A 231-nucleotide genomic window follows, 5' to 3' on the forward strand; every position below is an offset into this window, starting at 1 on the left:
GCCCATGTTCGCCAGATACTGGCTGCCCAGGTTCGAGGTCAGGATGATGAGCGTGTTCGAGAAATCGACCGTCCGCCCCTGACCATCGGTCAGGCGCCCGTCGTCCAGCACCTGTAGCAGCACGTTGAAGACGTCGCCATGCGCCTTTTCCACTTCGTCGAACAGCACCACCTGATACGGCCGCCGCCGCACCGCCTCGGTCAGCACCCCGCCTTCCTCATAGCCGACATA

General features: G+C 62.8%; 1 protein-coding gene. It reads right to left on the bottom strand.

The genetic code is table 11. The annotated features are described in order from the left end of the window. Nucleotides 1–231, bottom strand: a 231-nt coding sequence (locus CVH10_RS24960) for an AAA family ATPase (RefSeq protein WP_146143438.1), incomplete at both ends; no start/stop codon positions are given.

Source organism: Halomonas sp. ND22Bw (genome assembly GCF_003011945.1).
Taxonomy (GTDB): Bacteria; Pseudomonadota; Gammaproteobacteria; order Pseudomonadales; family Halomonadaceae; genus Halomonas; species Halomonas halophila.